This window comes from Mesorhizobium sp. USDA 4132 (assembly GCF_056279545.1).
Map to the genome: position 1 here is coordinate 1,814,051 of NZ_JBWCCP010000001.1, position 22,988 is coordinate 1,837,038.

At 61.4% G+C, this 22,988-nt stretch carries 19 protein-coding genes; 17 read left to right on the plus strand and 2 right to left on the minus strand.

Annotated elements, in window-relative coordinates; translation table 11 throughout:
• The first annotated feature begins 7 nt into the window (after positions 1-7).
• From ACZ9IU_RS09460 to exoR, 5 genes are all read left to right on the plus strand, one after another.
• Positions 8-661 (plus strand): protein-L-isoaspartate O-methyltransferase family protein, encoded by a 654-nt coding sequence (locus ACZ9IU_RS09460; RefSeq protein WP_157885113.1) that lies wholly within the window; start codon positions 8-10, stop codon positions 659-661.
• A gap of 267 nt (positions 662-928) precedes the next feature.
• Complete coding sequence (locus ACZ9IU_RS09465; protein ID WP_038542364.1) at positions 929-1,846, plus strand: PopZ family protein; 918 nt, start codon at positions 929-931, stop codon at positions 1,844-1,846.
• A gap of 141 nt (positions 1,847-1,987) precedes the next feature.
• Positions 1,988-4,819, plus strand: coding sequence for a valine--tRNA ligase (locus ACZ9IU_RS09470; RefSeq protein WP_038542366.1), 2,832 nt, complete (start codon positions 1,988-1,990; stop codon positions 4,817-4,819).
• Positions 4,820-5,183: 364 nt separating this feature from the next.
• Positions 5,184-6,338: an OmpP1/FadL family transporter gene (locus tag ACZ9IU_RS09475; RefSeq protein WP_038542368.1), complete on the plus strand. Its 1,155-nt coding sequence runs from the start codon at positions 5,184-5,186 to the stop codon at positions 6,336-6,338.
• A 532-nt stretch (positions 6,339-6,870) separates the two neighbouring features.
• Complete coding sequence (gene exoR / locus ACZ9IU_RS09480; RefSeq protein ID WP_405029347.1) at positions 6,871-7,641, plus strand: exopolysaccharide production regulator ExoR; 771 nt, start codon at positions 6,871-6,873, stop codon at positions 7,639-7,641.
• A gap of 27 nt (positions 7,642-7,668) precedes the next feature.
• Here the strand turns inward: exoR and xth are convergent, their stop codons facing one another.
• Both xth and erpA read right to left on the minus strand, forming a co-directional pair.
• Entirely contained in the window at positions 7,669-8,472 is an 804-nt protein-coding gene (gene xth, locus ACZ9IU_RS09485; protein ID WP_038542371.1) for an exodeoxyribonuclease III, read from the minus strand.
• Between the two features lie 84 nt (positions 8,473-8,556).
• Positions 8,557-8,886: an iron-sulfur cluster insertion protein ErpA gene (gene erpA, locus ACZ9IU_RS09490; protein WP_038542373.1), complete on the minus strand. Its 330-nt coding sequence runs from the start codon at positions 8,884-8,886 to the stop codon at positions 8,557-8,559.
• A gap of 136 nt (positions 8,887-9,022) precedes the next feature.
• Between erpA and ACZ9IU_RS09495 the strand changes: the two genes are divergently transcribed.
• The 12 genes from ACZ9IU_RS09495 to ACZ9IU_RS09550 all read left to right on the plus strand — a co-directional run bounded on the left by ACZ9IU_RS09495 (position 9,023) and on the right by ACZ9IU_RS09550 (position 22,940).
• A complete protein-coding gene (locus ACZ9IU_RS09495; RefSeq protein ID WP_038542376.1) occupies positions 9,023-10,240 on the plus strand; it encodes a deoxyguanosinetriphosphate triphosphohydrolase in 1,218 nt (405 codons plus the stop codon).
• 62 nt (positions 10,241-10,302) lie between these two features.
• Positions 10,303-12,060, plus strand: coding sequence for an arginine--tRNA ligase (gene argS, locus ACZ9IU_RS09500; RefSeq protein WP_038542378.1), 1,758 nt, complete (start codon positions 10,303-10,305; stop codon positions 12,058-12,060).
• 67 nt (positions 12,061-12,127) lie between these two features.
• Complete coding sequence (locus ACZ9IU_RS09505) at positions 12,128-15,343, plus strand: SPOR domain-containing protein (protein ID WP_038542381.1); 3,216 nt, start codon at positions 12,128-12,130, stop codon at positions 15,341-15,343.
• A gap of 78 nt (positions 15,344-15,421) precedes the next feature.
• Positions 15,422-16,438 carry a beta-N-acetylhexosaminidase gene (nagZ, locus tag ACZ9IU_RS09510; protein WP_038542382.1) on the plus strand — a complete coding sequence of 339 codons (1,017 nt, stop codon included), beginning with the start codon at positions 15,422-15,424 and terminating at the stop codon, positions 16,436-16,438.
• A gap of 27 nt (positions 16,439-16,465) precedes the next feature.
• Entirely contained in the window at positions 16,466-17,329 is an 864-nt protein-coding gene (locus tag ACZ9IU_RS09515) for a segregation and condensation protein A (protein ID WP_038542384.1), read from the plus strand.
• A 7-nt stretch (positions 17,330-17,336) separates the two neighbouring features.
• Positions 17,337-18,029 (plus strand): SMC-Scp complex subunit ScpB, encoded by a 693-nt coding sequence (scpB, locus tag ACZ9IU_RS09520; RefSeq protein ID WP_080719274.1) that lies wholly within the window; start codon positions 17,337-17,339, stop codon positions 18,027-18,029.
• A 359-nt stretch (positions 18,030-18,388) separates the two neighbouring features.
• Positions 18,389-18,613 (plus strand): twin-arginine translocase TatA/TatE family subunit, encoded by a 225-nt coding sequence (locus ACZ9IU_RS09525; protein WP_038542389.1) that lies wholly within the window; start codon positions 18,389-18,391, stop codon positions 18,611-18,613.
• A 33-nt stretch (positions 18,614-18,646) separates the two neighbouring features.
• On the plus strand, positions 18,647-19,363 hold the full coding sequence (tatB, locus tag ACZ9IU_RS09530) for a Sec-independent protein translocase protein TatB (RefSeq protein ID WP_038542390.1): 717 nt from the start codon (positions 18,647-18,649) through the stop codon (positions 19,361-19,363).
• On the plus strand, positions 19,360-20,184 hold the full coding sequence (tatC, locus tag ACZ9IU_RS09535; protein WP_038542392.1) for a twin-arginine translocase subunit TatC: 825 nt from the start codon (positions 19,360-19,362) through the stop codon (positions 20,182-20,184). The genes tatB and tatC overlap by 4 nt, the downstream gene beginning before the upstream one ends.
• A gap of 55 nt (positions 20,185-20,239) precedes the next feature.
• Positions 20,240-21,523 carry a serine--tRNA ligase gene (gene serS, locus ACZ9IU_RS09540; protein ID WP_038542394.1) on the plus strand — a complete coding sequence of 428 codons (1,284 nt, stop codon included), beginning with the start codon at positions 20,240-20,242 and terminating at the stop codon, positions 21,521-21,523.
• A complete protein-coding gene (gene surE, locus ACZ9IU_RS09545) occupies positions 21,523-22,293 on the plus strand; it encodes a 5'/3'-nucleotidase SurE (RefSeq protein WP_038542397.1) in 771 nt (256 codons plus the stop codon). Before serS ends, surE begins: the two co-directional genes overlap by 1 nt.
• A gap of 8 nt (positions 22,294-22,301) precedes the next feature.
• The gene (locus ACZ9IU_RS09550) at positions 22,302-22,940 is read left to right on the plus strand and encodes a protein-L-isoaspartate(D-aspartate) O-methyltransferase (RefSeq protein ID WP_405029309.1); all 639 of its coding nucleotides are present in this window, start codon (positions 22,302-22,304) and stop codon (positions 22,938-22,940) included.
• Positions 22,941-22,988 lie beyond the last annotated feature (48 nt).

The following is a 22,988-nucleotide window of genomic DNA, read 5'->3' on the forward strand; positions in this document are numbered from 1 at the left end:
GACTGAGATGATGGATTTCGAAGCAGCACGGACAAAGATGGTCGAAAATCAGATCCGCACCACCGATGTCACGTCGCATTCGGTTCTGCGGGCCTTCTATAATGTACCGCGCGAAGCTTTCGTGCCGGCCAAGGCAAAGTCGCTCGCCTATATCGACAAGGATATCGAGGTGGCGCCTGGGCGCTACCTGATGGAGGCTTCGCCGCTTGCCAAGCTTCTGCAGCTCGCGGCGATCACCAAGGATGATGTCGTGCTCGAAATCGGCACCGGCAGTGGTTATGCGACCGCCGTCCTCTCGCTGATTGCCGGCTCCGTGGTTTCGCTGGAAACGGATGAGGCGCTGGCCTCGCAGGCGACTGGAACGCTCTCCTCGCTTGGCTACGACAATGTCGCGGTCGTTACCGGCGAACTCGAAAAGGGTTATCCTGCCGAGGCCCCCTATGACCTGGTCTTCGTCAACGGTGCCGTCGAGGAAGTGCCTGCCGCTCTTCTGGAGCAGCTGCGCGACGGCGGCCGGCTGATCGCCGTCGTCGGTTACGGCAATGCCGCCCAGGCGAAGGTGCTGGTGAAGGAACAGGGCTCGATTTCCGAAAGCGCCTATTTCAATGCGTCGGTGAAGCCGCTGCCGGGCTTCCGCAAGGCTAAGGAATTCGTGTTCTGATTGCTCCGACACGATCGAATGCCATGAACGGAAGGGGCCTTGCGGCCCCTTTGTCGTTTCTGTCGACGCCATCCGGTTATTTCATCCAGCTGTCATCTGTTCCGGTAAGTGTGACTAACGGGATTCACAACGCCAACAAAACTGTGTATCCGTAGGAAGCCTGGGGCACTTGTCATTGTTTCCAGCCCCCCCAAGACCTTAGAGTAACGTCGATTCGGTTCACCCTCCACGGGGCCGAGTCGAGTGCCGGTAACAGCGGGGATGAAAATGGCTCAGCCAAATGTAGCGCGTGAACCCTCCATGGAAGAAATCTTGGCGTCCATTCGCCGGATCATTGAAAGCAATGAGCCGAACGCCGAGAACGCGCTCAACGGCCAGCTCCCTCCGGTCTATGGCGAGGATGAGATCGAAGACGGCGAAGAGCCGGGCTTCGTCCCGGACATGGCTGCCAATGACCGCGGCGCCCCCTCCCGCAACGAACCGATGAGCTACGCGCAAGGGTCGTCGGGCCAGCCGGCGCAGCAGGATCGTACCCTGTCACTCGCCGACGTCGCCGCAAGGGTTCGCGCCGCTTCGGTCCGCCAGCAGGAAACCGGCACGGTGCGCCTTTCCACCGCTTCGACTGCGCCGACGCTGTCAGCGACGATCTCTCCAGCGCAAACACCGTCTTCGCCCGCACCGGCGGCACGCCAGGAGGAGCCGGCTCCGCTTCGTCCCCAGATGCCGCGCATGCCCGAATTCCGCGAACCGGTCACCCAGGCCGCCGCCCCAGTCACGCAGGCAGCGCCGGCTTCGCAGCCGGAACCGGTCCAGCGCGTCATGATGCCGGTTTTCGATCCGCCGCTGTCGGCTTCCAGCAGAGCCGAGGCGCCGGTGCGGCCTGAACCAAAGGTCGAACCGAAGGCAGAACCGAAATTCGCCGCGGAACAGGCCCCGCGCAGCCTGCCGGCCAAGATCGAGGAGACGGCTAACCTCCTGTCAGCCGAAGCCGGCGCTCAGGTCGCAAAATCCTTCAGCGAGCTTGCCTCGGTGTTCAACGGCATGGAACGCCGCTCGCTCGAGGACATGGCCGGCGACATGCTGCGCCCGATGCTGCAGGAATGGCTGGACGACAACCTGCCGACGCTGGTCGAGCGCCTGGTGCGCGAGGAAATCGAACGCGTCTCCCGCGGCACGCGCCGCTGAGCCAGCGGCTGGCGTAGCCAACCCGCCCGCAAGGCTGATCGATACGGCCGCTCCGGTGACGGGGCGGCTTTTTTATTGACTTGGAACACCCCATCCTATTTACACCCCGATAGCTCTCAAAGAACAAAAACGGGTCAGGAAATGCTCGAAAAGACCTATGATTCCGCAGAAGTAGAACCGAGGATCGCCAAGGCCTGGGACGAGGCCGACGCTTTCCGCGCCGGCGTCAACGCCAAGCCGGGCGCGGAAACCTTCACGATCGTCATCCCGCCGCCGAACGTCACCGGTTCGCTGCATATGGGCCACGCGCTCAACAACACGCTGCAGGACATCATGATCCGCTTCGAGCGGATGCGCGGCAAGGACGTGCTGTGGCAGCCCGGCATGGACCATGCGGGCATCGCCACCCAGATGGTCGTCGAGCGCCAGTTGATGGAGCGCCAGCTTCCGGGCCGCCGCGAAATGGGCCGCGAGGCCTTCGTCGACAAAATCTGGGAGTGGAAGGAAGAATCGGGCGGTCTGATCTTCAACCAGCTGAAGCGTCTCGGTGCTTCCTGTGACTGGTCGCGCGAGCGTTTCACCATGGACGAGGGGCTTTCGGCCGCGGTCCTGGAAGTCTTCGTCACCCTCTATAAGCAGGGCCTGATCTACAAGGACAAGCGGCTCGTCAACTGGGACCCGAAGCTGCTGACCGCGATCTCCGACATGGAAGTCGAGCAGATCGAGGTCAACGGCAATCTGTGGCACCTGCGTTATCCGCTCGAAGACGGCGTCACCTATCAGTATCCCGTTGCCTTCGACGAAGACGGCAACGCCACCGAATTCGAGACGCGGGACTACATCGTCGTCGCGACGACACGTCCCGAAACCATGCTCGGCGATACCGGTATTGCGGTCAATCCGGATGACGAACGCTACAGGTCGATCGTCGGCAAACATGTCATCCTGCCGATCGTAGGGCGCAGGATCCCGATCGTCGCGGACGATTATGCTGATCCGACCGCCGGCAGCGGTGCGGTCAAGATCACGCCGGCCCACGACTTCAACGACTTCGAAGTCGGCAAGCGGGCAGGGCTGCGCCGGATCAATGTTCTCGATATCGACGGAACGGTGACCATCAAGGACAACGAGGATTTTCTGGAGGGCCTGGATAATCCAGCCGCCTTGCATGGCGCCTGGGACCGGCTGGAAGGCCAGGATCGGTTCACGGCCCGCAAGATCATCGTCGAGATATTCGAGGAAGCCGGGCTGCTCGACAAGATCGAGCCGCACAAGCACATGGTGCCGCATGGCGACCGCGGCGGTGTGCCGATCGAGCCGCGCCTGACCGAACAATGGTGGGTGGACAACAAGACGCTCGCCCAACCGGCGATCGCCTCGGTTCGCGAAGGCCGCACCAAGTTTGTTCCGAAGAACTGGGAAAACACCTATTTCCAGTGGATGGAGAACATCCAGCCCTGGTGCATTTCCCGCCAGCTCTGGTGGGGACACCAGATTCCGGCCTGGTACGGCCCGGACGGCCAGGTCTTCGTCGAAAAGACCGAGGAAGAGGCGCTGCAGGCGGCAATTCAGCACTATCTGTCGCATGAAGGGCCGATGAAGGCTCTCGTCGAGGACCTGCTGGAGAACTTCAAGCCCGGTGAAATCCTGACCCGCGACGAGGACGTGCTCGACACCTGGTTCTCGTCCGCGCTGTGGCCGTTCTCGACCTTGGGGTGGCCGGAACACACCCCGGAACTGAAGCGGTATTATCCGACCAACGTGCTCGTCACGGGTTTCGATATCATTCCGTTCTGGGTCGTTCGCATGATGCAGATGGGTCTGCACTTCATGAAGGACGAGGAGGGCAATCCGGTCGAGCCCTTCCACACCGTCTACATTCACGCCCTGGTGCGCGACAAGAACGGTCAGAAGATGTCGAAGTCGAAGGGCAACGTCATCGACCCGCTCGACCTGATCGACGAATACGGTGCCGACGCGCTGCGTTTCACGCTGGCGATCATGGCGGCGCAGGGGCGCGACGTGAAACTCGATCCGGCCCGCATCGCCGGTTACCGCAATTTCGGCACCAAGCTCTGGAACGCCACCCGCTTTGCCGAGATGAACGGCGTCAAGCGTGATCCGGCTTTCCTGCCGGAGGCAACGGCGCTGACCGTCAACCGCTGGATCCTGACCGAACTTTCCGCCACGATCCGCGACGTCACCGAGGCAATCGAGACCCAGCGTTTCAACGAAGCGTCGGCCTCTCTCTATCGTTTCGTGTGGAACCAGGTCTGCGACTGGTATCTTGAACTGCTGAAGCCGATCTTCATGAGCGAGGACGAGAGCGCCAAGGTCGAGGCGCAGGCCTGCGCGGCCTATGTGCTGGAAGAGACCTACAAGCTCCTCCATCCGTTCATGCCGTTCATGACGGAAGAGCTCTGGGCCCATACCGAAACGCGCAATGGCCTGCTTTGCCATGCTGATTGGCCGGCGCCGGAATTCGCCGATCAGGCGGCTGCGGAGGAGATCAACTGGCTGGTCGATCTCGTGACCGGCCTGCGCTCGGCCCGCGCCGAGATGAACGTACCGCCATCGGCCGTTGCGCCGCTGATCGTTGTCGGAGCCAACGAGTTGACCCAGGCGCGTCTGCGCCGTCATGAGGCGGCCGTCCGCCGCCTAGCACGTGTGGCAACCATCGAGCTTGCCGACGTGGCCCCGAAGGGTTCCGCCCAGATCGTCGTCGGCGAGGCGACCGCCTGCCTGCCGCTCGGCAACCTGATCGACCTGGTGGCGGAAAAGGCGCGCATCGAGAAGGCGGTCGGAAAGACCGAGGCCGAGATGGATCGTATCGGCAAGAAGCTGGCCAACGAGAAGTTCGTTGCCAATGCCGACCCAGAAGTGGTTGCTGCCGAGCGCGAGCGCTTTGCCGAACTGGAAGTTCAGATGGCGAACCTGAAGACCGCTCTTCTGCGTATCAGCGAAGCCGGCTGACCGTCTTCATCGTGAATCAGTTCGATAAGGGATGCCGCGCCGGAAACGACGCGGCATTTTCATTTTTCGCAACCGTTTGTTGGTCTGGTTCGGCATGTGTGCAACTGCTCACAAGCAGAAAGCCGTATTGTTGCCACATTGTCACAGGTAGCCGGCTTAAAATAATATAATTCCAATTTTAACGATCGCATTAGCGGAGAAAGAGTAATTTTGTGCCGAAATCGGCATCAAAGCCCCGGTTCCTGGTTTGCTTACGTAAATCTATAACGCGTTTGCGCCGCGAAGCGCCGGACAGCCGAAAGTTGTCAATCGGAGCGAACCATCTAGAGTGATTTCGGTCACTTACCAGGGAGTGGGAGATTTTATGGTAAGCAAACTAATTACGAGGGGCCTTCTAGCGCTCACCGCTGCTGGCGTGTGGCAGACGCAGGTTCATGCGGGCGGCTTCTCTTGGGGAGAGGCGAATACCGATATCCTGTACGAGCGGGGCAACGCTGCGGTACAGGCCGGTGTAACCTACGTTAACCCGCGTCGCGATTTCGACACGATCAACGGAGTGAGTTCGTCTGACGATCCGTTTTCGCAGGACTATGCCATTCCGAATGTCGCTGCGATGGGTCGCATCTCAGATGCGTTGGCCTGTGCATTTACCTATACCAAACCTTACGGTGGTGACTCGAAATACGGTCCTCAAGCTAGGGCCGCTGACGCGGCCGCCGGTCTGCCGACCAGTTCGAATTACTATTTTGGCAAGAAATTCCATGCCAACGAATACGGCGCCACCTGCGATGTTAGCTTCGAGATGGGGAAGGGACGGCTCCATTTCCTTGGTGGCGGCTTCATGCAGGATTTCACCTACAAGGCTGAGTCCATTTACGGAACGCTGAGGCTGGAAGACGATTCTGCATTCGGTTATCGGTTTGGTGTCGGCTACGATATCCCTGAATATGCGTTGCGCGCGCAACTGATGTATCGGTCTCAAATCGAACACAAGGCTGATGGCGATTTTACGCCACTCGCGTTGGCTCCTATCCTCGGCTCTGCTCCCGTAGCGGCCGATGGTCATGGGACCTTGCCGCAATCTTTAAAGCTCAGTTTGCAGAGCGGTGTCGCCCCCGGATGGCTGGTTTACGGTTCGGCGGAATGGACGGACTGGAGCGTACTCAAAACGCTCGACTACAATATTGCAGGCCTGCCTCCGCAACACGACCAGTACAACTGGAAGGACGGTTGGACACTTATTGGCGGCGTCGGCCATCAGTTTACCGATAAGATCGCGGGCACGCTCAATGTTCGCTGGGACAAGGGTGTGGGTAACGGAGCGGATATCATGACGGATACGTGGTCTGTCGGTGCTGGCGCAGCTATCGATTGTGGCCCGGGCCAGCTTCGTGTCGGCGGTGGTGTGAGCTATCTTACTTCGGGTAGCCAGTCGACTGCGAAGGGTGCAAACTTCAACGCCACGGCAAATGGTGACTGGGCTTATGCATTGACTGCCAGCTACAACATCAAGTTCTAAGAATTGAGTTTGGGACCGGCGCCGATGGATAGTGAGACTATCCATCGGCGCCGATATCTTGTTGGCCAGGCCTTGGCGGACTCCTTATTAATGGTACCGCTCCGAATTAGCCGCTTCTCTTGTGACGATTTAGCAACACTTTTTCGAGACTATTGTCAGGTCCCTTGAGAGGGGCGTTTCTGTCCACTTCCCGCCACAAACGGGGAGCAGCGATAGAGGAAGAACAGGCGCGGAACGCGGGGGCGGGGCGCGTAATTGGAGTATCATGGGCGGGTTTCTTCATGAAAAGCCGGGCTTTTTGCGCTCAGGCAGGCGGATTCTGATGCCGTCCTGTCTTGCCGCAATTGCCGCGGTTATGGGTCCTAGTCTTGCCGAAAACGGCAGCTACAGTTTCATTCGTCTCTCGGGAGGAGCAGGCGCGGGATATTCCCGGATAAATCTTGTTCCGGCAGCGAGCGATGCTCGGGCTGCGGCGGGTCGTCGCGCGCGGAGTGAAAGAAACTGAACCATGCCGAAGTGTGACATCGGATCCATGAGAGTATTGCTTCTTGGAGCGTCGCTCGCCTCGATTTTGGCGGGATCGGCTGCGGCCTTCGATATCAAGTCGGGCGTGACGAAGGAGTCCGGTCCCTTCGATCTCTTCAAGTTCGGCTTCAAGGCCTATAAGAACGGCCAGAAGGAAGATGCGGTCGAAGCCTATCGTTATGCCGCCGAGAAAGGCCATACCGGCTCGCGCTGGGCGCTTGCCAATATGTACGCCTTCGGCGACGGCGTCGCGAAGGACGATTTCGAGGCCTTCAAGATCTATAACGAGATCGCCGCGCAGGGCGTCGAGCCCGGTTCGGAAGATACCGGCTTCTTCGTCAACGCGCTTCTGTCGCTGGCCAACTATTATCGCCGCGGCATTCCCGGCAGCCCGATCAAGCCGGATCTTTCACAGGCACGGCAACTCTATTTCCAGGCGGCATCCACATTCGGCGTGGCGGAAGCCCAGTTCCAGCTCGCCCGGATGATTCTCGCAGGCGAGGGCGGTACCGCCAATATCCAGCAGGCGAAGAAATGGCTGAACCAGGCCCGCAAGAGCGGCCATGCGGGCGCCATGTCGGTTTTCGGCAACGTTCTCTTCCAGGAAGGCCAGACGGTGCGGGGGCTCGCCTTCATGACGGCGGCGCTCGACAAGTGCACCGCCAAGGAATGTGTCTGGATGCAGCAATTGCAGGAACAGGCATTTTCGGTCGTCGGCGAAGAAGATCGCCGCGGCGCGGTCGCCCTGTCGCAGGAATTTGCCAGAGGCGTCGAATAACCGACGCCTCGCCGATCTTTCGGACGATCAGCCGAAATCGAACATGCCGATGACGGGCACGTGGTCCGACGGCTTTTCCCAAGCCCGCACATGTTTCTCGATCGCCGTCGATTTCAGTCTGTCTGCGGCTTCCGCTGATAGCAGGAGATGGTCGATGCGGATGCCGTTGTTCTTTTGCCAGGCGCCCGCCTGATAATCCCAGAAAGAATAGAGCTTGGTGGCGTCGGTCGTGGCGCGCACCGCATCGACGAGGCCGAGATTTTCGAGCCTGCGGAAAGCGGCGCGGGTCTGTGGCAGGAAAAGAGCATCCGTCGCCCACGCGGCCGGATCGAAGCAGTCATGCGGCTCGGGAATGACGTTGTAGTCGCCGGCAAGGATCAGCGGCTCTTCGAGGAGAAGGCAGTTCTGCGCATGCAGGCGCAGCCGCTCCATCCAGGCCAGCTTGTAGGGGTATTTGACTGGGTCGTCGGCGGGATTGCCGTTCGGCAGATAGATGGAGGCGACGCGGATCGCGCCGCCCGGCACCGAAAAGACGCCTTCGATGTAACGCGATTGCTCGTCCGTCTGTCCGTCCGGGCCTTCGCCGCCAGGCAGACCCCGCATCACTTCGTCGGGCCTGGTCTTCGACAGCAGCGCAACGCCGTTAAACCCTTTCTGGCCGTGGGTCTCGACATGATAGCCGAGCGCCTCGATCTCCAGCCGCGGGAAGGTCTCATCGACGGACTTGATCTCCTGCAGGCAGACGATGTCCGGGGAGGAATCGGTTAGCCACTGACGCAGGTTGTCGATGCGCGCTTTGACGCCGTTGATGTTCCAGGTGGCGATCTTCATCGGCCCTTGCCTCCCACTGTTCGCTTCCTCTTTTAGCGAAAGAGGAAGCGTTGGGAAGGGCGAAGTGCGTAAGGGAGGATGTTATCAGATCGAGAAACTGGTGCCGCAGCCGCAGCTGGCAACCGCATTCGGGTTCTTGATCTGGAAGGATTGGCCGAGCAGGTTGTCGACGAAGTCGATCTCCGAGCCTGCCATATAGACGAGCGAGAGGCTGTCGATCAGCACCTTGGCATTGCCGTTGGCGATCACCACGTCGTCGTCCCCAGGCGCTTCGGCAAGATCGAACTTGTAGGAGAAGCCCGAACAGCCGCCGCCTTCGACCGAGACGCGCAGCGCCTGCTTGCCCGCTTCGTTGCCGACGATTTCGGCGATGCGCTTGGCCGCCGCATTTGAAAGAGTTACATTGGTTTCCATATTATCCGCCTCCTGCCGGGTTCAAGGCCCGGAGAGATTCCTGTCACCGGCATTGCGCACAGCTCCACTATAGGTATGAAGACGTGAAGGGCACGTCAATGGGCGGCAGGCGGCGGATGAACAAACAGGTGACGGCATGACGATCGATACCAGGGCGCTGGGTTTCGGCAGTGGCGAGCGCGCGGTCTACGCCGCCAACCCCTGGGCGTCGCGCGGGCGCCTGTTTCCCGAAGACGGCAGCCTGACGCGCTCGGAGTTCCAGCGCGACCGTGACCGCATCGTCCACACCACCGCATTCCGGCGGCTGAAGCACAAGACGCAGGTGTTCATCAGCCCTGACGGCGACCATTACCGCACCCGGCTGACCCATACGATCGAGGTGGCGCAGATCGCCCGTGCGCTTGCCCGCGCCCTGAAGCTCGACGAGGACCTCGCCGAAGGCGTGGCGCTGGTGCACGACTTCGGCCATACGCCATTCGGTCATACCGGCGAAGATGCGCTGGATGAGATGCTGAAGCCCTATGGCGGCTTCGACCATAACGCCCAGTCGCTGCGCATCGTCACCAAGCTCGAACGCCGTTATGCGGATTTCGACGGGCTCAATCTCACCTGGGAAAGCCTCGAAGGCCTCGTCAAGCACAATGGTCCGCTGCTCAGCGCCACCGGCGAGGGCACCCGCGGCCCCGTGCCGCAGCCGATCCGCGACTATTGCGAACTGCATGATCTGGAACTTGCGAGCTATGCCAGCCTGGAGGCGCAGGTCGCGGCAATCGCCGACGATATCGCCTACAACACCCATGACATCGACGACGGGCTGCGCTCCGGCCTGTTGACCTTCGAGATGCTCGATGATGTGCCCTTCCTCGCCAAGCTGATGGCGGAGGTGAGGGCACGTTATCCGCATCTCGAGCCGAGCCGTTTCGCCCATGAGATCATGCGCCGGCAGATCACGCACATGGTCGAGGACGTTATCGGCGTGGCGCAGCACAACCTCGATAAGGTGGATCCGCAGAGCGCCACCGACGTCCGCTCCGCTGGGCATGTCATCGCGACGTTCTCTGGGGAGATGGCCGAAACCGACCGCTGCATCAAGAAGCTGTTGTTCTCGCGCATCTACCGGCATCCGGACATCATGCGCATCCGCGCCGGCGCCTCCCAGATCGTCTCGGATCTGTTCGGCGCCTATATGAATGATCCGTCGCTGATGCGCAGCCACTATTGGGTCAATCACATTGCCGGTCTCGGCGAGACCGCAAGAGCCCGGCATGTGGGCGATTATCTCGCCGGGATGACCGATACCTTCGCCATCAAGGCGCATGGCGAGCTGTTTGACCAGACTCCGGATTTGCGCTAGGCACCGCCACCAATGACACTGGCCAGCAAGGGTCCTCGGGCATGTATCGGGGATAATTGAACATGAATCTTTTTGCCGACTTCGAAACAAGAATTAAGAACGCTTTGGAAAGCCTTGATATTATCAAGGAAAAGCGAAGCGAGCTTGATTTCGGCCGTATCGCAGTCGAGCCGCCGCGGGACCAGAGCCACGGCGATGTGGCTACCAATGCCGCCATGGTTCTGGCAAAACCGCTCGGCACCAATCCGCGTGCGCTCGCCGATATCATCGCCGAAGCACTGCGTTCGGATGCTGACATCAGCGAAGTTTCCGTGGCCGGTCCCGGCTTCATCAATATCCGGCTCGGTGCTCCCTACTGGCAGCGCCTGCTCGCCTCGATGATTGCCGAGGGCACGGATTACGGCCGCTCGACGATCGGCGCCGAGAAGAAGGCGAATGTCGAATACGTCTCGGCCAACCCGACGGGCCCGATGCATGTCGGCCATTGCCGTGGTGCTGTCGTTGGCGATGCGCTGGCGAACCTGATGGAATTTGCCGGCTACGACGTGGCCAAGGAATATTACATCAACGATGCCGGCAGCCAGATCGATGTTCTGGCCCGCTCGGTCTTCCTGCGTTACCGCGAGGCTCTTGGAGAGACGATCGGCGAGATCCCCTCGGGCCTTTATCCGGGCGACTACCTCGTGCCGGTCGGGCAGGCCCTGGCGGAGGAATACGGTTCGCGGCTGCACAACATGCCGGAAGATGCCTGGATGCCGATCGTCAAGGACAAGGCGATCGACTCGATGATGGCGCTGATCCGCGACGACCTCGAAGCGCTCAACGTCCATCACGATGTCTTTTATTCGGAACGGACCTTGCATGCCAATGGCGCGCAGCGCATCCGCCAGGCGATCAACGACCTCACGTTCAAGGGGCACGTCTACAAGGGCACGCTGCCGCCACCGAAGGGCCAGCTGCCGGAAGACTGGGAGGATCGCGAGCAGACGCTGTTCCGTTCCACCGAAGTGGGCGACGATATGGACCGGCCGCTGATCAAGTCGGACGGCAGCTATACTTACTTTGCGGCCGACGTTGCCTACTTCAAGGACAAGTTCGACCGTGGTTACGACGAGATGATCTATGTGCTCGGCGCCGACCACGGCGGCTATGTCAAGCGCCTGGAAGCCGTCGCGCGTGCCGTCTCCGGCGGCAAGGCGAAGCTCACCGTGCTCCTCTGCCAGCTCGTCAAGCTGTACCGCAATGGCGAGCCTGTGAAGATGTCGAAGCGTTCCGGCAACTTCGTGACCCTTCGCGAAGTGGTCGACGAGGTCGGCCGCGACGCGGTGCGTTTCATGATGCTCTACAGGAAGAGTTCCGAGCCGCTCGATTTCGACTTCGCCAAGGTGACCGAGCAGTCGAAGGACAATCCGGTGTTCTACGTGCAGTATGCCCATGCGCGCTGCTCGTCGGTGTTCCGGCAGGCAAAGGAAGCGTTCCCAGGGCTCGATTTTGCTTCGCTCGACCTCAAAGGTTCGAGCAGCCTGATCAACGATCCGAATGAGATGCAGCTGGTCGCCAAACTTGCGGAATACCCCAGAATCATTGAGGCTGCGGCCCAGGCTCAGGAGCCTCATCGGCTTGCTTTTTACCTCTATGATCTGGCAAGTTTCTTCCATGCGCATTGGAATAAGGGTAAAGAACAACCGGAATTACGCTTTGTTAACGATAAAAACCGAGAATTGAGTATTGCCAGGCTTGGGCTGGTGCATGCTGTCGCCTCTGTTTTGAAGTCAGGACTTGGGATCACGGGCACTGCGGCACCGGAAGAAATGCGGTAAAATATCGCCACCATTTCCCCACATTGCACTGGCATATGCGTTGTAATGTAGGTGAGTGGACGAGGTAATGGCCGATAACAACCTTGCGCGTAACCGGAATGATTTACCGGACTTCTTTGCCGATGATGATCCGCTGGCAGAACTCGCCCGCATCGTAGGCTACGACGATCTTCCCGTCGCTGCCAGGCCCGGATCGTCTTCCGCCGATACTTCAGCGTCTGGGCGGCGAGAGCCGGCATTCAATCTCGAAGACGAGCTCCTTCAGGAGTTCGAGCGCTATGATGCGCCGCGGCTCGATCCTATCCACGATATCGCGCTTGACGATGTGCCCCGGTCATTCGCCGAGCCTGCTTCCGATGCCGCAGTGGCTGCGCCGCCGGTGGAGCCGGAGGAACTGGAGTTCGTTCCGGCTGAGCCGGCCGCGATCGAACTGCCGCAGGCTTTTCTGCCGGCCGATAGTGCGATCAGCGAGCGCGGCGATCAGCTGTTCGGCGACGAAGAGCCGCCATTGGCGTTTGATGCCGTCGACGAGAGCGTGGCCTCCGATCCGATAGTCGAACCGGCTTTCGAAACCGCACGTGTGGAACCCGTCTTCGATCTGCCCGATTTTCCGACAGCTGGCGCGATGTCTCCCGCCACGTCGACAGAAGAGCCGGCGGAGGAATTCGATCTCGCGGCTGAGTTGGAAAACTCGATCGCGGCCGAACCGGTTGCTGCAGGCCAGCCCGAGGTGAGGTTCGAGCCCGAGGCGAAAATCGAGCCGGAGGTCCGGTTCGTGCCGCAAGCGACCTTCGAACCTGAAGCAGCCCCTGAACCTGAAGCAGCCCCGGAACCCGAGGCAGCTTTCGAGCCGGAGGCGAGATTTGAACCGGAGCCAAAGGCAGAGAGGGGCAAGGGCGCCTATATTCCTGGCTTCCGCATGCCGCTCACCAATTTCAGCGTGGCACGAGATGTCTCTGCGGCCTCTGCACAGGCGGCTGTAATCCCTTCTCAGGCGGCCGCACCTGCACCGAACGAGTATGCTGTCGAGCCTCCGGTTCTGGACGATCTCCCGAGCCCGAAGATCGAGCCGGCACCGGCTGCCGAACTGCAGATTTCTGCAAAGACCTCGGAGGCGCAGGAACTGCAGCCTGCGCCCGTCGCGGCCACGTCTGTTACATCGACCGGTCAGAGTGCCGGTGCGTCGCAAAAGGATCGGTTCTCCGCGCTCGATGAACTGATCTACGACGTCCAGCGTTATACGCTGCCGACATCCAACGGGCAGCCGCTCGCGACCACTGTGGCGAACGCGCCCGAGCTTGCCGCAACGCCTGCTGTCGCACCCGCTGCGCCCGTGATTGCCAATGCGACGGTTGCCACGCCTCCGGTTGCCGAGGTGCCGTCTCTAGACGACAAGGATCCCTTCTCTGATGAGGAATTCGAGTTGGCGCTCGATGGCCTGGAACTCGACCTTGCCGAGATCGTCGTCGAAGAGACGCAGAAACATCCGGTTCAGGCGACGCCTGCGGCGGCTGCTGTAAAGGCCGAACCTGCCGCCCCTTCGGCGACGCCGATCGCGCGCGTTGCGCCCGTCGCTGTGGCGGCACCGGTTGTAGAGACGCAGGTTGTCGAAGAGCCCGAATCCACGGCCGACCTGCCATTCGATCCGGCTCAGATTGCCGATTCCGAAGACCAGGTGGAGGCGATCGCCGAGCTCGACGTGCCGTCGCTGCCGGCAGAAGAGCCGGAACAGCCGCCGGCTTATCGTCCCGATTACGAACTCGACATCGATGCCGAACTTGCGACGCTGCTGGCAGCCCCCGGCAAGTCGGCCCCGGCGCCGGCGCGCAAGCCGGAGATCGATATCGCACAGAAAGGCCAGCAGGCTGCTGCCGAAGCGAGCCATTCGCCGGCCTATACCGATCTCGACGATTTCGAGCGTGCACTGGAAGAGGATTTTCGCCGCAGCCTGACGACGCCCCTGCCGGCGGCGGAGCATGAGGAGCTGCATTATTCCGACAGCGATTATATCGCGACCGTCGAGAACGCCCGCCGTTCCGTCCGCAGCTGGGCCATGCCGCTGGTTCTTGCCGGCGTCGTGATCCTTGGCGGTGCCGGCGCCTATGCGTTCTTCGGCAGCAGCGTTTCGAGTGTCGTTTCGGGCGGCGAACCGGTCATCATTGCCGCCGACAAAGAGCCGATCAAGATTGCGCCGGAAAATCCGGGCGGCAAGACTGTCCCCAACCAGGACAAGGCTGTCTACGATCGCGTCGCCGGCGTCTCGCCGAAGGATCCGAAGCAGCGCACGCTGATCTCCTCCAACGAGGAGCCGATCGACGTCGTCCAGAAGACCTTGATGCCCGATACGTTGCCGCTCGAAGGCGAGAACGATATCGAGCCGACCGATGTCGGCGAGACGGAGGATCCACGCCTCCTGCCGCAGGATCGGACTGCGCAAAACAATACCTCTGCTGAGCAGCAGCCGGTGACCGTCATGCCGCGCAAGGTCAAGACGATGATCGTCCGCCCGGACGGCAAGCTGGTCGAGCAGGAAATTGCAGCGCCGGCACTCGCCGCACCGGAAGCGCCGAAGCTGCCAGCCGCGGGCGCAAAGCCGGTCGAAACGGCGGCGGCGTTCCCCGCTAAGCTTCCGCCTTCCACGCCCGCCACACCGGCCCGTCCGCAACCCTCGTCGACCGCCTCGAATGCGGGTTCTTCCGGTGTCCTTCCGGTCTCCGCGCCAGCCAATCCGGCCGCTCCGGCAGAACACGTCAACGTGGTGAGAACGAACCCGATCACGCCGGCCGTCGCGGCGGCTCCCGCCCAGCCGACCCCGGCTGCCGCGGCTCCGTCTCCGGCCGCCGCACAGGCTCCGGCACCCGTCGCTCCGGTTCAGGCCTCTGCACCGACATCGAAGGCTCCGGTACCGATCGCACGCCCGGCTGAGCAGCCGGTCAACGTGGTCGCTGCCGTCACGGATCAGGGCAATGTCCGCGCTCCCGGCCAGCAGACAGCAGCCGCTCCGGCATCCGCATCGAACCAGGTCGCTTCGCTGGGACCGGGGGACTACGTGATCCAGATCGCCTCGCTGCCGTCGCAGGCGGAAGCCCAGAAGTCCTATCAGAGCCTGTCGGCCAAGTTCGGCAGCGTCATCGGTGGCCGGGGCGTCGATATCAAACCCGCCGAGATCGCCGGCAAGGGCACATTCTACCGCGTCCGTATTCTGGCCGGCGGCAAGAATGAGGCTGTGGCGCTCTGCGAACGGTATCGCGCAGCTGGCGGAACCTGCCTGGTCGGCCGGTAAGGATTGAAAGCGAAGAAATCGGACGGGGCGCCTGGCGCCCCGTTTTTCGTTGGTCCAGCAATGATCTAAGATCGAGCCATGAGCGAATCAAAAGCAATGATCCTGGGCTCCAGCGGCCCGACCCTCACCGCCGACGAAGTGGCGCTTTACCGGGATGAACGGCCCTGGGGCTTCATCTTGTTTGCGCGCAATTGCGTCGAACCGGCGCAGATCGCCGATCTCGTCGTATCCATGCGCGATGCCATCGGCCGGCCGAATGCGCCGGTGCTGATCGACCAGGAGGGAGGGCGCGTCCAGCGTATCCGTCCGCCGATGATTGAGCGTTATCCATCCGCTGCGGTGCTCGGCGAACTCTACAGGCAGGATCGCGGCAAGGGGCTGAGGGCAACCTGGCTGATGTCGCGCTTGCATGCCTTCGACCTGATGAAATTCGGCATCAACGTCGATTGCCTGCCGGTGCTCGACGTGCCGATCGAAGGGGCGAGCAACGTCATCGGCGATCGCGCCTATGGATTCGATCCGAAGACGGTCGCCGAAATGGGGCAGGCTGCTGCTGACGGCCTCAAGGCGGGCGGCATGCTGCCGGTGATGAAGCACATTCCGGGCCATGGCCGCGGCATGGCCGACAGCCATCACGAACTGCCGGTGGTCACCGTCTCGCGCGCCGAACTCGAAGCGCATGACTTCCTGCCCTTCGTTGCCATGAAGAACGAGTTGATGGCGATGAGCGCCCATATCGTCTTCACCGCCATCGACCCGGACGAGCCGGCGACCATTTCCCGCAAGGTGATCGACGAGATCATCCGCGGCCATATCGGCTTCGACGGGCTACTGATGTCCGATGATACATCGATGAACGCGCTGAAGGGCACGATCGGCGAGCGTGCGGCGAGAATCGTTGGGGGCGGATGCGATATTGTCTTGCATTGCAACGGCGTGATGGACGAAATGAAGGCCGTCGTGAAGGAAGCGATACCGCTTGGCGACGAAGCGCTACGGCGGGCAAGGGCGGTGGAGGCAGCCTTCGGCGTGGGCGACGGCTTGAGCGAGGAGGCGATCCGCGCGGAATTCCACAGTCTTCTCGCCGTCTCCTGACGGCTGTCGACAGGACAAGGTTTGGGAATGGCCATAAATACATCGCAGGACGCCATTCCGATGGACAAGCTCTGGCAGGATGCCGGCGCCAACCGCGCGACCGACGATCCGGCGCTGGTGATCGACGTCGGCGGCTTCGAGGGTCCGCTCGACCTGCTGCTTCACCTTGCCCGCACCCAAAAAGTCGATCTCGCCCGCATCTCTGTCCTGGCGCTCGCAGAGCAATACCTCCTGTTCATCGATAGCGCCCGTCGGGTTCGCATCGAGCTTGCAGCCGACTATCTGGTCATGGCCGCCTGGCTTGCCTACCTGAAGTCCAAACTTCTGATCCCGCAGCAGGTCAAGGGCGGCGACGGCCCGAGCGGTGAAGAACTCGCTGCGACGCTCGCCTTCCGCCTGAAGCGACTGGAGGCGATGCGGGAGGCCGCGACCCGGCTGGTCAACCGCAACCGGCTTGGCCGCGACGTGTTTGCCCGCGGCGCGCCGGAACATATCCCGCACAATGTCGAATCCGCCTATGATGCGACGCTTTATGACCTGCTTGCGGCCTATGCCAACCTGCGCCAGCGCACCGCCGTCACCCAGGTGACGATCGAGAGGCGCAAGGTCTGGTCGCTGGTCGATGCCCGCGAACTCCTGACCCGCATGCTTGGCGAGGTCGCTGACTGGACGGCGCTGCAGCACTATCTCTTGCCCTATCTCCCGCCGGAGGATCGCGTCACGGCGACCGCCAGCGCCTTTGCCGCTTCGCTGGAACTGGTGCGCGAAGGCAAGCTTGAAATCCGACAGGACGGCGCCTTCCAGCCGATCTATTTGCGCAAGGGGCCTGGGCCGCATCAGCCGGCCTCGCCGCAACCCGTCACGGGAGGCGTTGTTGACGCCGCAGGATGACGACGATCTGCCGATCGCTGACGAAGAGGAGGCCGAGCCCTCATCTTTTTCATTGGTGGAGGTCGAGCGGATCGCAGAAGCGCTGGTTTTCGCTTCGTCCGAGCCGGTCTCGGAAGCGTTTCTGGCCGAACGGCTGCCGCGCGGCACCAATGTGAATGCCGTCATGCGGCGGTTGGTGGAGGTCTATGCGCCGCGCGGCGTCAATCTGATCCGGACCGGCGACCGCTGGGCCTTCCGTACTGCTGCCGATCTCTCCTTCGTCATTCACAAGGACGATAACGAGACGAAGAAGCTGTCGCGTGCGGCGCTCGAGGTTCTGGCCATCATCGCTTATCACCAGCCGGTCACCCGTGCCGAGATCGAAGAGATCCGCGGCGTCCAGACCTCCAGGGGAACGCTCGACGTGCTGATGGAAGCGGGCTGGGTTCGCTTCCGCGGCCGTCGCCGCACTCCGGGGCGGCCGGTCACGCTCGCCACGACACCTGATTTCCTCGATCATTTCGGCCTCGAGGAACTGCGTGATTTGCCTGGTCTCGAAGAATTGAAGGGCGCCGGCCTGCTTTCCGGTCGCATCCCGCCGGGCTTTGCGATACCCATCCCGCTCAATGTCGATGATCTTTCCGAGGACGAGGACCCGATCACGCAACTCGACCTTGAGGAACTCGGCCTGTTGACGCCGGGCGGTGAAGCAGAGGAATGAACCCATCTTTCTCTGAAGGCTTGGCTCAGCGGGTGCAAGCTATCGGAGAGGGTTCGGCCCGGAGCGCGTCGGTCTGTCGCACCATACGCAGAAACACCCGCATGCGCTCTCCGGCGAAGTGCAGCAGCGTGTGCATTTGACCGGTGATTGCCCCGCCAAGCCCGGGCTGCGACCGTTCCTTGGCGGTATTGAGTACCTGGCGTGTGTGTTCCCGGAGCTTTGGAACCGGCCCATGCCGGCGGTTTGCCAGCCACGGTAAACGACGTGTCGATAGCGGTGCCGTCCGAGGACATTTTGGTGTTTGAAAAAGCATCATAAAAAGCTTACATCGATGAAACGGTACTAATGGAGTTGGACTTATGGGTTCTTTCAGTGTGTGGCATTGGCTGATCGTTCTGGTCATCGTGCTCGTTCTCTTCGGACGCGGCAAGATTCCGGAACTGATGGGCGATTTCGCCAAGGGCATCAAGAGCTTCAAGAAGGGCATGAGCGACGAGGACGCCCCTGAGGCGAACGGCGCGACGACCACGACGAAGACCGTTGATCTCAAGGCTGAAGAGGCCAAGGAAACCAACCGGTCGTAATGTCCGAGTGGCGGGTTCCAGGAGCCTCATTGAATGTTTGATATCGGCTGGACCGAGCTTCTTGTCATAGCGATCGTGCTGATCGTCGTGGTTGGTCCCAAGGATTTGCCGCCCATGCTCAGGGCTTTTGGCAAGATGACGACCAATCTGCGCAAGATGGCCGGCGATTTTCGCGCGCAATTCGATGAAGCGCTGAAGGAGTCGGAACTCGATGACGTGCGCAAGACGATTTCGGATGCGCAGCGGCTGAACCCGACGAATGCGCTGAGGGACGCGATCAACCCGCTCCGGCAGATGGGGCAGGAAATCCGCGCCGACCTGCAGAAGGCGACGCAGCTGCCGACGGCGGGGCTAAGCCAGACCGATGCCGAGGCTCAGCAGGCTGTCGAGGGCACGTCGCCCGTCGATGCGGCTCCCGAGATCCCGGCAAACTTCCCGACCGCGACGCCGACGTCGACAGTGCCGCCGGTTACCACCGCTCCGGCACAGTCCGTGCCGGCCGCGGCGGAGGCTGTGGCAGCTATTACCGAAAAGCCGAAACCGGTCCGCAAGACCGCCGCCAAGGCGAAGCCGGTTCCCGAGGCCACTGAAGCTCCTGCCGCCTCGGCCGCTATTGTCGAAAAACCGAAGCGCAGCCGCGCGGCGCCCAAGCCGGCGCCCGTGACCCAAGCTGTGGAAGAGGCGGTCGTCAAGGCTCCGGCCCGCAAGCGCACGCCGAAGAAGGCCGATACTCCGAAGGACGACGCATGAGCGGTGACATCGAAGACAAGCCGCAGCCGCTCATCGAGCATCTGATGGAGCTGCGCACGAGGCTGATCTGGTCGATCGGCGCGTTTTTCGTCGCCTTCGTCGTTTGCTTTTTCTTCGCCAAGCAGCTCTTCAACCTGCTCGTGGTCCCTTATAAGTGGGCGGTTCTCTGGGCCCATCTCGATCTTGCCAAGTCCGAACTGATCTATACCGCGCCGCAGGAATTCTTCTTCACGCAGGTGAAGGTGGCGATGTTCGGCGCGCTGGTGATTGCCTTCCCGGTGATCGCCTCGCAGATCTACAAGTTCGTGGCACCGGGTCTCTACAAGAACGAACGGGCGGCTTTCCTGCCGTTCCTGATCGCTTCGCCGATCCTCTTCCTGATGGGCGGCGCTCTGGTCTATTTCTTCTTCACTCCCATGGTCATGTGGTTCTTCCTTGCCATGCAGCAGGCGCCGACCGAAGGCGAAGTCGGCATTTCACTTCTGCCGCGGGTCTCGGAATATCTGAGCCTGATCATGACGTTGGTCCTGTCCTTTGGACTGGTGTTCCAGCTTCCGGTGATTACCACGCTGCTGGCCCGTGTCGGCATTCTGACCAGCGATTGGCTGCGGCAGAAACGCAAATATGCGATCGTGCTTGCCTTCATCGTTGCCGCCGTGCTGACGCCACCTGATCCGATGTCCCAGATCGGCCTTGCACTGCCGACCATCCTTCTCTACGAGATTTCCATCTACGCCGCACGACTCGTCGAGCGTAAACGTGCCGAGGAAAAGCTTTCGGAGCAGGAATCTTCGGATGTTGCGGAGACGGACAAGGCCTGAAGCCTTCCGGCCTGCCTTGCGAGTCCGCGGCGTTCCGCTCTAAAGGCAAGGCAAGATGCTCGATATCAAGTGGATCCGTGAAAACGAAGGGGCTTTGGATGCAGCGCTGAACAAGCGTGGCGCAGAGCCCATGGCGGCAACCCTCCTGGCGCTGGACGACACGCGTCGTTCCGTCATCCAGAAGCTTCAGGACATGCAGTCCCGCCGCAACGCCGCTTCCAAGGAGATCGGCATTGCGCTCGGGCAGAAGAATTCCGAGCTTGCCGAAAAGCTGAAGGCAGAGGTCGCCGTCATCAAGGACACGATGCCGGTTGCCGAGCAGGAAGAGCGCGAGGCCGTCGCGGCGCTCGAAGACGCACTGTCGCGTATCCCGAACATCCCGTTTGACGACGTACCGGTCGGCAAGGACGAGCACGATAACGTGGTCAAGCACGTCATCGGCGAAAAGCCGCGCTGGAACCATGCGGCCAAGGAGCACTACGAGATCGGCGAAGCGCTCGGAATGATGGATTTCGAACGCGCTACGAAGCTTTCCGGTTCGCGCTTCACGGTCCTGACCGGCCAGCTCGCCAGGCTCGAACGGGCTCTCGGCCAGTTCATGATCGACATGCACACGACCGAGCATGGTTATACGGAAGTCTCCTCGCCGCTGATGGTGAAGGGCGACGCCATGTATGGCACCGGCCAGCTGCCGAAGTTCGAGGAAGACCTCTTCAAGACGACGGATGGCCGCTACCTGATCCCGACGGCTGAAGTGACGCTCACCAACCTCGTTTCCGGGGAAATCCTGGAACAGGAAAAGCTGCCGCTGCGCTTCACGGCCTTGACGCCATCTTTCCGCTCGGAAGCCGGTTCCGCCGGCCGCGATACGCGCGGAATGCTGCGCCAGCACCAGTTCTGGAAGTGCGAACTGGTGTCGATTACCGATCAGGAATCGTCGATCGCCGAGCACGAGCGAATGACCGAATGCGCCGAGAATATGCTGAAGCGCCTCGGCCTGCATTTCCGCACCATGACGCTCTGCACCGGCGATATGGGTTTTGGCGCACGCAAGACTTATGACATCGAGGTCTGGCTGCCGGGCCAGGATACCTACCGCGAAATCTCGTCCTGCTCCGTCTGCGGCGATTTCCAGGGGCGTCGCATGAACGCGCGCTATCGGTCCAAGGACGACAAGGCGCTGAAGTTCGTTCACACGCTGAACGGCTCTGGTGTCGCGGTCGGCCGCTGCCTGATCGCGGTCATGGAAAATTACCTGAACGAGGACGGTTCGGTCACAATTCCGGACGCGCTCCTGCCGTATATGGGTGGCCTGACCAAGATCGAGCGGGCGGCCTGATGCGGATACTTCTGACCAACGATGATGGCATTCATGCCGAAGGCCTCGCCGTTCTCGAACGAATTGCCAGACAGCTTTCGGACGACGTCTGGATCGTGGCACCGGAAACCGACCAGAGCGGTCTTGCCCATTCGCTGACGCTTTCCGAACCGCTCCGTCTGCGCAAAGTCAGCGACAAGCACTTTGCGTTGCGCGGCACGCCGACCGACTGCGTCATCATGGGCATCCGCGAAATCCTGCCCGAGAAGCCGGATCTGGTACTGTCGGGTGTCAACGACGGCGCCAACATGGCCGATGACGTCACCTATTCCGGTACTATCGCCGGCGCTATCGAAGGCACGCTCCAGAGCGTGCGCTCGTTTTCGCTGAGCCAGGCAGTGCGTCGCGAGAACGGTCGTTATGCGCCTTGGGAAGTCGCCGAATCCTATGCACCGGACCTCATTCGCAAACTGATCGACGTGGACCTGCCCGACGGCACCTTCCTCAATCTCAACTTCCCGAACTGCGAGCCCAGCGAGGTGCAGGGCGTCGAGGTGACGTCGCAGGGCAAACTCGATTTCGGCCTGACGATCGACGCCCGCAACGACGGCCGCGGTCTGCCCTATTACTGGCTGCGATTCGGCGAACGGAAGGGGCATTTCCGCGAGGGCACCGATATTCAGGCGCTCAAGGAAAACAAGATTTCCGTGACGCCGCTGAAACTGGACCTGACCGATCATTCGGTTCAGGATCGTGTGGCGAAAGCACTGGGATTCGGAGCTGCCGATTGAAATCGGGCATGGTCGAAAAAGAAGGTTTTGCCGCGCTCGTGCTGCGCCTCAGGTCGGAAGGCATTTCCGACCTCGATCTGCTGACCGCTGTTGAACAGACGCAGCGGTCGCAGTTTGTGCCGCCGCCGCTTGCCGAAGATGCCTATTCCAGCCGCACGGTGCCGATCGATTGCGGATCCTTCATGGAAGGCGCCGATCTCGCCGTCCGGTTGCTGCATCGCCTCCAGGTCAAGCCTGGGCACAGGGTGCTCGAAATCGGCACGGGCAGCGGCTTCACCGCCGCCGTTATGGCCCGGATCGCCGAGCGGGTGCTGACCGTCGAGCGCTACCGCACCCTGGTTACCGCTGCCCAAGGCCGCATGGATGCGCTGGGGCTGCGCAATATCGTCGTGCGCCAGGCGGACGGCGGCAACGGCATGCCGGGCGAGGGCACGTTCGATCGCATTTTTGTCACGGCCGCCTTTCCGTCACTGCCGCGATTCTATGCCGAGCAACTCACGCACGGCGGTTCCATGCTCGCTCCGCTGGTGGATGGTGAGGTCTGCATGATGGTGCGCCTGACCAAAACCGGCAGCCGATTCGAGCGCGAAGACCTGTTCCCGGTACCTTTTCTGCCGATCGTTCCGCATATCGCTGCAGCGCTTTAGCCGGGTTGGTTCCATGCCATGCCGGCCTTTTGGCGGTCATGGTTATCA